The 9,606-nt window shown below is 69.2% G+C and carries 7 protein-coding genes and 2 pseudogenes; 4 read left to right on the top strand and 5 right to left on the bottom strand.

The window, feature by feature from the left end:
• The first annotated feature begins 386 nt into the window (after window positions 1–386).
• Complete coding sequence (locus tag ACWC9R_RS36390) at window positions 387–1,484, top strand: alanine racemase (protein WP_450738096.1); 1,098 nt, start codon at window positions 387–389, stop codon at window positions 1,482–1,484.
• A gap of 57 nt (window positions 1,485–1,541) precedes the next feature.
• Here ACWC9R_RS36390 and ACWC9R_RS36395 read toward each other — a convergent pair.
• Window positions 1,542–1,631, bottom strand: a pseudogene (locus tag ACWC9R_RS36395) (IS5/IS1182 family transposase); the annotation flags it as partial.
• 455 nt (window positions 1,632–2,086) lie between these two features.
• Between ACWC9R_RS36395 and ACWC9R_RS36400 the strand changes: the two are divergent.
• Window positions 2,087–4,387: a serine/threonine-protein kinase gene (locus ACWC9R_RS36400; RefSeq protein ID WP_450738098.1), complete on the top strand. Its 2,301-nt coding sequence runs from the start codon at window positions 2,087–2,089 to the stop codon at window positions 4,385–4,387.
• 176 nt (window positions 4,388–4,563) lie between these two features.
• On the opposite strand, the gene ACWC9R_RS36405 is transcribed toward ACWC9R_RS36400, so the two are convergent.
• Window positions 4,564–5,865 (bottom strand): MFS transporter, encoded by a 1,302-nt coding sequence (locus tag ACWC9R_RS36405; protein ID WP_450738100.1) that lies wholly within the window; start codon window positions 5,863–5,865, stop codon window positions 4,564–4,566.
• A 743-nt stretch (window positions 5,866–6,608) separates the two neighbouring features.
• On the opposite strand from ACWC9R_RS36405, the gene ACWC9R_RS36410 reads away from it, so the two are divergent.
• The gene (locus ACWC9R_RS36410; protein WP_450738102.1) at window positions 6,609–6,989 is read left to right on the top strand and encodes a VOC family protein; all 381 of its coding nucleotides are present in this window, start codon (window positions 6,609–6,611) and stop codon (window positions 6,987–6,989) included.
• 93 nt (window positions 6,990–7,082) lie between these two features.
• On the opposite strand, the gene ACWC9R_RS36415 is transcribed toward ACWC9R_RS36410, so the two are convergent.
• Together ACWC9R_RS36415 and ACWC9R_RS36420 are read right to left on the bottom strand one after the other, a co-directional pair.
• Window positions 7,083–7,466: a hypothetical protein gene (locus tag ACWC9R_RS36415; RefSeq protein WP_362610229.1), complete on the bottom strand. Its 384-nt coding sequence runs from the start codon at window positions 7,464–7,466 to the stop codon at window positions 7,083–7,085.
• A gap of 331 nt (window positions 7,467–7,797) precedes the next feature.
• The gene (locus tag ACWC9R_RS36420) at window positions 7,798–8,961 is read right to left on the bottom strand and encodes an NAD-dependent formate dehydrogenase (protein WP_450738104.1); all 1,164 of its coding nucleotides are present in this window, start codon (window positions 8,959–8,961) and stop codon (window positions 7,798–7,800) included.
• A 161-nt stretch (window positions 8,962–9,122) separates the two neighbouring features.
• Between ACWC9R_RS36420 and ACWC9R_RS36425 the strand changes: the two are divergent.
• A pseudogene (locus tag ACWC9R_RS36425) lies at window positions 9,123–9,509 on the top strand (FluC/FEX family fluoride channel); the annotation flags it as partial.
• Between the two features lie 25 nt (window positions 9,510–9,534).
• On the opposite strand, the gene ACWC9R_RS36430 reads toward ACWC9R_RS36425, so the two are convergent.
• Entirely contained in the window at window positions 9,535–9,579 is a 45-nt protein-coding gene (locus ACWC9R_RS36430; protein ID WP_450738105.1) for a hypothetical protein, read from the bottom strand.
• Window positions 9,580–9,606 lie beyond the last annotated feature (27 nt).

Raw genomic sequence — 9,606 nt, forward strand, 5'->3', positions numbered from 1 at the left:
ACCCCAGACCATTCATCTGGACCAAGACCGCCGACGAGATCCTCGACAAAGTCGCGGCCTACTGCCACCGAATCTCTGACTCAGGTCACTAGGAGTGCCTGTCCAGTTCCAGGTGACTTCCACAATCGCGCCGAGCTCCCGGGCGGTCCGGGGGCGTCTGTGTGGTCATGAAGATCTCTGAAGGGCACCTGAGCGAGCCGGGCCCGGTCGTCATCGACATCACCTCGACTGAGTAGCCCCCTGCGAGCACCTGGTCCGCGACAGCCTTGGCCTCCGTCAGGCCGACTCCGAGTTCAGCGCGCAGCACCCGCGTGACGGTGACACGCACCGCCGACGGTGTCGTCACGTGCAATCATCTGGACGCGTTTCATGGTGGGAGGCAAGAGATGGCGATACCGCTGCCCGATGGGCTGGCTACGCCGGCACTCCTGGTCGATCCGGATGTGCTGGACAGCAACATCTCGCGGATGGCTGAGGCTTCGCGGGTCCAAGGGTTCGCGCTGCGTCCGCACGCCAAGAGTCACAAGTGCGCACAGATCGCCGACCGTCAGCTTCGATCCGGCGCGGCGCGCGGGCTGTCGGTGGCCACGATCGGCGAGGCCGAGGCATTCGCCCGGGCGGGCGTGGACGACCTGTTCATCGCCTACCCCGTATGGCTCGATGCCGACAAGGCGTCGCGGCTGCGCCGGTTGGCGGACGGCGTTGCCCTGAGGGTCGGCGTGGAGTCGATCGAAGGCGCGCAGCGGCTGGGGAATGCCGTGCGTGGCAGCGCCCGGCCGGTCGAGGTGCTCGTCGAGGTCGACAGTGGGAGCCACCGGACGGGAGTGCCGCCTCACGCTGCTGGTGAGGTCGGGAAGGCTGCCTCCGACACAGGACTTCATGTTGTCGGCGTCTTCACGTTCCCGGGACACGGCTACGGTCATGATGCGCGGGCACGAGGGCGTGCCGCACGGGACGAGGAGCGCACGCTGGGCGAGGCCGCACAGACACTGCGGGACCTTGGGCTCGACATCCGGGTGATCAGTGGCGGGTCGACACCCACGGTGGGGCAGTGGCAGCCGGGCGCGGTGAACGAGTTGCGGCCCGGTGTCTACGTCTTCAATGACGCCACCCAACTGGCCATCGGCACCTGTGGGGTGGGGGATCTCGCGCTGGTCGCCGCGTCGACTGTGATCAGCGTTCCCGCCCCGGATCGCTTTGTGCTTGATGTCGGCAGCAAGGTCCTCGGCTCCGACCGGTCGTCCTGGGTGACGGGCCACGGCTACCTGCCCCAGTTCCCTCAGGGAACCATCACCGGGCTGTGGGAGCACCACGCCGTGGTCCGGCTTCCGGAAGGCGTGCAAGGGCCACGCCTTGGGTCGGTGATCGCTGTCGTCCCCAACCACATATGCACGCCGGTGAATCTCGCCGATGAGCTGCTGGTCGTCCGAGATCGCGAGGTGATCGACCGTTGGCAGGTCACAGCACGAGGTGCCAATACCTGAACATCATCTCAGGCGGGACAGACGGCGGTAGCAGATCAGAGTTGCGGCATGCCGACGAAGGGCGCCGTGCGCACCGAGCTCATCCAGGACCAAGCGGTGGCCCCGCACCCGGGCCCGGCTCCACTCGGTGAGCCGCCGGTACACGGTGGGCATCGCTGCCCAGGAGGCCGACGTCGATCGTGCCGTGGCGGGCGCCGATGAGCGCGCACCGCGGATGCCCCGTAGACCGTCCTTGCCGCCGGTAGAGAAGCGCCCCGAGGCGGATCAGGGCAGCGAGGCCATCGGGATCGGCGTCGGCCGCGAACCGGATGGCAGGCCGGTCTCGTGGGGATGACACGCATGATGCGCTATCGGATCGCCCCCACGTCCGGGACAGGCTCTCTCAGAACGTAATGTCGAACCGGCCATGGTGTTGCAACAAGCTCTGGAATCCGCCCTCCTCTTGGCGCGGCTTCGTCGCGTGCGGCACGGGAGGCGGCAGCCCGAGGTCCTGTTGGTCACCCACTCTGCTCTGCTGTACTGCCCTGCGGCTAATTTGTGTGCAGGACAGGTACACCGGCCCGTGGTGGCAGAGGTGCATGAGGGAAGGGAGGTCGGGAAGAGTGTCGCTGCGCGCAGGTGATCCAGCCGAGATCGGCGGTTATCCGCTTGAGGCGCGACTCGGCTCGGGTGGCATGGGCACGGTCTTTCTGGCCCGTACGAGTTCGGGGCGTCGTGTCGCGATCAAGCTGATCCACCCGCAGTTCGCGGCGGACGACGAGTTCCGCATCCGCTTTCGGCAGGAGGTGGCGGCGGCGAGGCAGGTGAGTGGCGCGTTCACCGCTGCCGTGGTCGACGCTGCGCCTGAGGCCGAGCAGCCGTGGATGGCGACGACCTATATCCCGGGGCACACGCTCACCCGGCGCATCGCCGCGAAGGGCCCGCTGAGCGGAGCGGAGCTGAGGAGGCTCGCCATCGGGCTGGCGGAGGCACTGCGGGACATCCACCGGGTGGGGGTCGTCCACCGTGACCTGAAGCCCTCGAACGTCGTGCTCTCGCCCGAGGGCCCACGCGTCATCGACTTCGGTATTTCGCGCGCCGTGGACCAGCAGACGCTGACGATTACCGGGCGGGTCATCGGTACGCCGCCCTTCATGTCGCCGGAGCAGTTGCAGGCGCCGCGCGATGTGGGGCCGCGGTCCGATGTCTTCTCGCTGGGGACGCTGCTGGCCTACTCGGCGACGGGCCACGGGCCCTTCGACGCGGAGAGCCCATACATCGCTGCGTATCAGGTGGTGCATGAGGAGCCGTCGCTGGAGGATGTGCCGGTGGCCTTGCGCACGGTCGTCGAGTCGTGCCTGGCCAAGGAGCCCCACGGGCGGCCCTCGGCGGACGAACTCCTCGTGCTGCTACGGGACCTGCCGGCCGACCTCGACCAGAACGACGCGAGGGGAGTTGGCACGGGCCGCACCCGCGACATGGTCACCGAGCATCACTTCGCGGCGCCGGCCACCCCGGCGCCGGCCATCCCCACACCAGCCACACCGACGCCGCCAGCCCCGGCCACCACCCCGGCCGACCCCGACACGGGGAACGCCGACCCCGATACGGGCAGCGCCGACACCTCCATCGGCCGCCGATCGCATCCCCGATGGCGTCCCGTGTTCGCGGCCGCGGTCGCCGTGGCGGTGGCAGCGATCGGTGGAGGAGTCGCCGCACTGACGGCGGGCGGGTTCGGGGGGAACAGCGGCGGCGACAAGGGCAGCAGCTCTGCAGCGCCAGGTGCCACACTTCCGGACGGTTTCGAGCCGTGGCACAAGGCCGTGCCCGGCGGTCGCCCCGATATCCCCGACGAGCTGCGTTGCATCGCGCACGGCGACGCGCTGTTCTGCGGGGGCGGCAGTGTCGTCGCGACCCGTATCAGGGCCAGGGACGGCGCGCGGGTGTGGACGGCGAAGAGCCCCGGCGTCCCCGTCAACGGCATGCACCTGGTGGGCGCCACCGACGACACGGTGCTCGGTTACCGCTTCGCCGCCCAGGACGCCCCGCAGGACCCTCCCAGCGAGGTGGTGGCCCTCGACGCGAACACCGGACGGGAGCTGTGGTCCGCGCCGTCCGGCGCCCAGTCGACGGCCGTCACGGGTCGGACGCAGGACGCCATCGTGGTCGGTTCCGACGTCGTGACGGTCGACGCTTCCAACTCCCGCTTCGAGGCCCGCAACGCGCACAGCGGTCAGGTCACCTGGACGTCGCCCTTCCCAGCGGGTACACAGTGCGCTCCCGTCCCGGCGGGCCCACGGCTCGTCGCGATGTGCGCGAAGGACGCGGAGGTGGATGCCTTGTCGGTGCGCCACCCCACCCTGTACCCGGTCGACCGCGCCTCGGGGACACTGGGCAGGCCCATCGCGGTCAACGGCCCCGCCGTGCCGATGGGCGTCGCCAACGGCAGGCTCGTACTCCTGCAAGTACACATGGAGGGAACGCAGCTGACCGGCTACGACGGGGTGACGCGGGTCGACCCGGCCTCGCGGAAGGTCACGTACTCCCGACTGGCCAAGACATACGCGGGGACGCCCGGCATGGCGGACAGCACCGTCTACGTGAGCGGGCAGACCGGTCTCGTCACCGCACTCGACCCGGCGACCGGCCGCAAGAAGTGGTCGCGGCAGACTGGCGTGGAGGGCGCGGCGGGTCCTGTTGCGGGAGCCGGCGCACTGTATTTCAGCTCGGCCACCGGCCGGGTGGTCGCGCTGTCGCCGGACGACGGTAAACCCCTGTGGACAACAGATCCGCAGGTCGATGGTCTGACGGGCGAGCAGGGTGCGAGCCCGCGGGTGACTCTCGCAGGGCGTGCGGTGATCGTGGCCGCGGCCAAGAACACTCTCTTCGCTTTCGACGCGCAGAAGCCGCCGAAGTCGGGCTGATACGGGTGGCTGGACGGCGGCTGCGACATTGCCAGGGAGTACCGCGAGAAGCTCCGCCGTCGGCGCCACATACCAAGGTCCGGGACCGGTGCGGACCAACCGGGGCTTCGCCTCGGGCATTTCGCCTTCAACGCCCCCAGGAAGAGGCCGCCCTCCCGTAGCAGATGCCTCGCGCCTCACCGGTCCAGCGGGCGGTGAGCGGTCTCGGGCAGTCGGAGGTAGACGGTGGAGGAGACCAGGCACAGCACGGCCACGTACACGGGGAACAGACCGGCGTGCCCCATGTCCTTGAACAGGGTGCCGACATAAGGCGCCGTGCCGCCGAAGAGGGCAACGGTGAGCGAGTAGGGGAAACCGATTCCCGCGGCGCGCACCCGTGCCGGGAACGTCTCCGCGTTCACGGCCGCCGAGACCGCCGTGAAGCCGCTCAGCAGGATCATGCCCGCGCACTGCACGAGCAGCAGCGTGACGAAGGAGTCGTCGAGCATGCGCAGCAGCGGCACGATCAGGGCGGCGAAGCCGATCCCGAACATCAGCAGCAGCGGCTTGCGCCCGATCCGGTCGGACAGGAGGCCCGCGAGGGGCTGGAGCACGGCAAAGAACATCAGCGAGAGGGTGCCCGCCAGCAGCGCGTCTGCTTTCTCCACCCCGGCGTTGAGCTCGGCGTACGTCGGCAGGTACGAGGTCCACGTGTAGTACGCGAGGGTGCCGCCCGCCGTGATTCCGCAGATCAGCAGCGACTCGCGCGGATGGCGGCGCAACGCCTCGAAGAGGCCTGGCCGGGACGCCTTCGCCTGCTCCTCGCTCGGGGTCTCCCCTGCTCGAACGGAGTTGAGAGCTTGGGGAAGCGTCTCGCGCGCGCCGCGCCGGACCCAGAAGCCCACGAGGCTCAGGAGCGCGCCCAGCACGAACGGGACCCGCCAGCCCCAGCTGCCCATGGTGGCGGGCGCGAGATTCGCGACGAGCATCGCCGCGACGCCGGAAGCGACGAGCTGGCCGATGGTCGTCGACACATACTGGAAGCTGGAGAAGAGCCCCCGCCGCCCGGGCCCGGCCGACTCCACAAGGAACGTGGTCGAGGCGGCGAACTCCCCGCCCACCGACAGCCCTTGCAGCAGCCTGGCCAGGACGAGGACGACCGGTGCGAGGACGCCGGCGGCAGCGTACGTCGGCGTCAGTCCCACCAGCAGGCTGCTGCCGCCCATCAGCAGAATGGTCACCGTCAGCGCCGCACGGCGCCCGCGCCGGTCGGCGACCGCGCCCATCAACAGCCCGCCGACGGGGCGCATGAAGAATCCCACCGCGAAGACCGCGAACGTCGAGAGCAGCGGCACCAGCGAATTCTCCGCACCCATGGGGAAGACCTGCGCGGCGATATACGTGGCAAGGAAGGTGTATGTGTACCAGTCGTACCATTCGACGGCATTGCCGACCGAGGCGGCGAGCAGCTGCCGCACCGGACGTGCCGGAGGGGCCACGGCGTCGGCACGATCCCCCTCAGCAGGGGAATCCAGCCCATCCTCGGACGCAGGCCCTTCGGTGAAAGCTCCCATGATCACGCATCTCCCCGCCTTCGAGCACGGCAATCACACCGCGCCGGCCTCTCCATATTTCGTAGCGCTACGCGCCACAAGCGAACCTTCACCGTCGACCGCTCCGTCAAGGGGGCCTGGCACCCGGAGCCCGGGCGTTCGGAGTGCTGCTGACTCTTCGTCAGGCACGTCAGCGAACAGTCAGCATCGATCCGGCCAGAGACCGCGAACCGCCTGCGCCCCCGCGCAGGAGAAACAGTCGTACCACTCGACCGCGTTGCCGATGGGGGCAGCGGCCAACTGCCGCGCCCGTGACGGCGGGTGCGCCCCGCCGGGCACCCGGTCCCTGGCTATGTGTTCGGCGTTCGACATGGTCCTCCGTTCCCGGTGCATCTCCTCGGCCCGCGGCTGGGCAGGATGAGCCGATAGGTGATCATGTACCGGGGAAGCGGGGACGGTCCAGCGTTTCGGCGGACCGAGAACGGGAGCCGGCCGCGCCCCGTGCCCACGGCGGACCGTCACCTCGTTCGCGGTCCGCCGGCAGCGGCTGCCGGCCGGCCCCGTCCCAGGGACCAGGACCGCCGGACCAGGACCAACGACCGATCCCGCCGCACCGGTCCGGCAGATAGGTTCCTTCTGCAACCACCCGACGGCGCTCCTCCCAACTGGGCGCCCCAAAAGGAGCTCCCATGCGCGTCATCGCCTTCGACCACCTCGTGCTGAACGTCTCGGACATCGAGCGTTCCCTCGACTTCTACTGCGGCTCGCTCGGCCTGGAGCCGGTCCGTGTCGACGGCTGGCGCGCGGGCGAGGTGCCCTTCCCCTCCGTGCGCGTGAGCCCGGACACCATCATCGACCTCATGCAGGGGCCCCGGGAGGGCTCCAACGTCGACCACCTCTGTCTGGTCGTCGAGCCCCTCGACTGGCAAGAGGTGATCGACTCGGGCGAGTTCACGGTGGCCGACGGCCCTGGACCGCGCTTCGGAGCCCGCGGCATGGGCCAGTCCCTGTACGTCAGCGACCCGGACGGCAACACCGTCGAACTGCGCTGGTATGCGGACAACGCCTGAGGGCTGCCCCGCGAGCCCCGACGCGCGTGAGGGAGCCCCCGCATCGGGGGCTCCCTCACTGCGCGTCCAGGCTCGGGTCCGGGCTCCGGTCCGTCAGAGCTTTCCGCCGATTTCGCAGGCCTGGCACGGCGGGCGGCCGCAGGTGCACTGCATGAGGGCTTCGAGGACGTCGCGGTCGTGGTAAAGGCACTCGTCCCGGCAGGTGTGGCGCGGGATGAAGCCCGCCGGGATCTCACCGGGCCAGGGCTCGTGGCCGTCGCGGCAGCGGGTGAAGCGGTCGGGGTCGGTGGAGTGCAGGTCGTGCATGCCCGCCCGGGCCTCGTCCTCCAGCTCGCGTACCCGCACCACCAGGCTCTTCAGCTCGGCGGCGATCCCGGAGTACCGGTCGGAGCCGGTCCGCACATGGGCGGCCCGCAGCGCCATGGCGGCGTTGCCCAGAAATCGGCCGGCGTCCTGGAGGTCGGTCACGTGATGCATCTGAATGCCGTTCACGCCCCGTACCCATACGGCGTCCGTACTGCTCACTGATCCACCTTCCCGGTGTTCACCTTGGTTTTCCTGCGAAACAGTATGCGCGGCGCCGATGCCTTCGCATAAGGAAAAATCATTCCATTTACGGACACTAAGGGGATCACCTCGCGCCCGTCCAGGAATGTCGGCGTGAGTCCGCTCACAAGGGGGTGGTGGATCTTCTGCGGAAGTTCCCTCCGGAATTAGTTATGGATCTTTCAAGGACTTCGGGAATTGTCTGGTGTTCCCTCGTCCGTCGTGGCCCTCATTGCCGTCGTGGCCGTCATTGCGTCGTGCGTTATCCGGCGACCGTGTACGAGCGTGCTCCCGTCCCGGCGAGGCCGCCGCCGTCGACGATCAGGTACTCGGAGCGGACGGGGCGCCCGTCGAGCCAGCTCTCCAGGATCTCCCGGGTGCCGGCGGCGTAGCGGGCCTGCGCCGACAGCGTCGTACCGGACACATGCGGGGTCATCGCCTCGTACGGCATGGTGCGCCAGGGGTGGTCCGGCGGTGGCGGCTGCGGATACCAGACGTCACCGGCGTACCCGGCCAGTTGGCCGCTGTTGAGGGCCCGCACCACGGCGTCCCGGCTGACGATGAGCGCGCGTGCGGTGTTGACGATGTACGAGCCGCGCCTCATGGCCCCGATCAGGTCGTCGTCGAAGAGGTTCTGCGTCTGCGGATGCAGTGGGGTGTGGATCGACAGCACGTCGATCGCGGAGGCCAGCGCGCGGACGTCGGGGTGATAGGTCAGCCCCAGCTCCTGCTCGACGTCCCCGGGCAGCCGGTGCACATCGCAGTAGTGCAGGGTGACGTCGAACGGCCTGAGGCGGCGCAGCACCGCCTGGCCGATCCGGCCGGAGCCGAGGACGCCCACGTCCATGCCTTCGAGGTCGTAGGCGCGCGACGCGCTGTCCGCGATGTTCCAGCCCTTCTTGGCGGTCACCCACTCATGGGAGGGCAGGTAGTTGCGCACCAGGGTCAGGATCTGCATGACGGCGTGCTCGGACACGCTGATGCTGTTGCTGTAGGTCACCTCCGCCACCGTCATGCCGTGCTCGATGGCGCTGGGCAGGTCCACGTGGTCCGACCCGATCCCGGCGGTGATCGCGAGTCTGAGGCGCGGGGCCGCGGCGATGCGCTCGGGGGTCAGGTAGGCGGGCCAGAAGGGCTGCGAGATCACCACGTCGGAGTCGGGCAGCTCACGGTCGAGCGTGGAGTCCGCCCCCTCCTTGTCGGACGTGACGACGAAGGTGTGGCCCCGCTCCTCCAGGAAGCGGCGCAGTCCCAGTTCTCCCGAGACGCAGCCGAGCAGCTGTCCCGGGGTGAAATCGATGGCTTGCGGGGTCGGCGCGGTCTGACCGCCCGGATAGCCGGTGATGGTGGGAATCTCGTCGCGGGCGTAATCGGGGGGATATCCGCCCACGGGGTCCGGATAGAGCACCGCGAGAATCTTTGCCATGGCCGTCCTCCATCGGTGGTGGCCACTGCTCCTGCAAACCGGCCGGTCATCTCGAACCGAACGGCGCCGGTGATCAAATTTTAGTCGCGGGGGCATCGGTGCGGCAATCCCCGGCGATAATGGAGGAGCTGTGCCAGTGAATTGGGGATACGGCTGTTCCGATGAGGCCTGCGGCAGATGCTCGGGTGCCCGAGCCGGACGGCGGGCCCGCACGGTCACCCGAGCCGTTCCGTGCCCGGCTGCGGCCGGGCGTCCTGGCGGTGGTCGCGCTGGGCGGCCTTCTGGGCGGGACGGCCCGCTATGTGCTGGGCCTGGCCTTCCCCACGCCCGCGGGGAGCTTCCCGCTGACGACCTTCGCCGTCAACGTGTCCGGCGCGTTCCTGCTGGCGCTGCTGCTCGTGTACGTGTTGGAGGTCTGGCCGCCGACCCGGTACGTGCGGGCGTTCGCCGGCGTCGGGTTCCTCGGCTCGTTCACCACCTTCTCGACGTGGATGGCCGACACCGACCGTCTTCTGGTCCACGGCCACCTCACCGCCGCTGCGGTCAACGTATTCTTGTCACGTGGTGACCGCTTCAGCCCACCGCCCGCCGCACCAGAAGGTACATCTCGCACCCCAGGCAGTACCCGAAAACGGCGTTGAGGAA

The sequence above is a fragment of the Streptomyces sp. NPDC001219 genome, assembly GCF_053597915.1.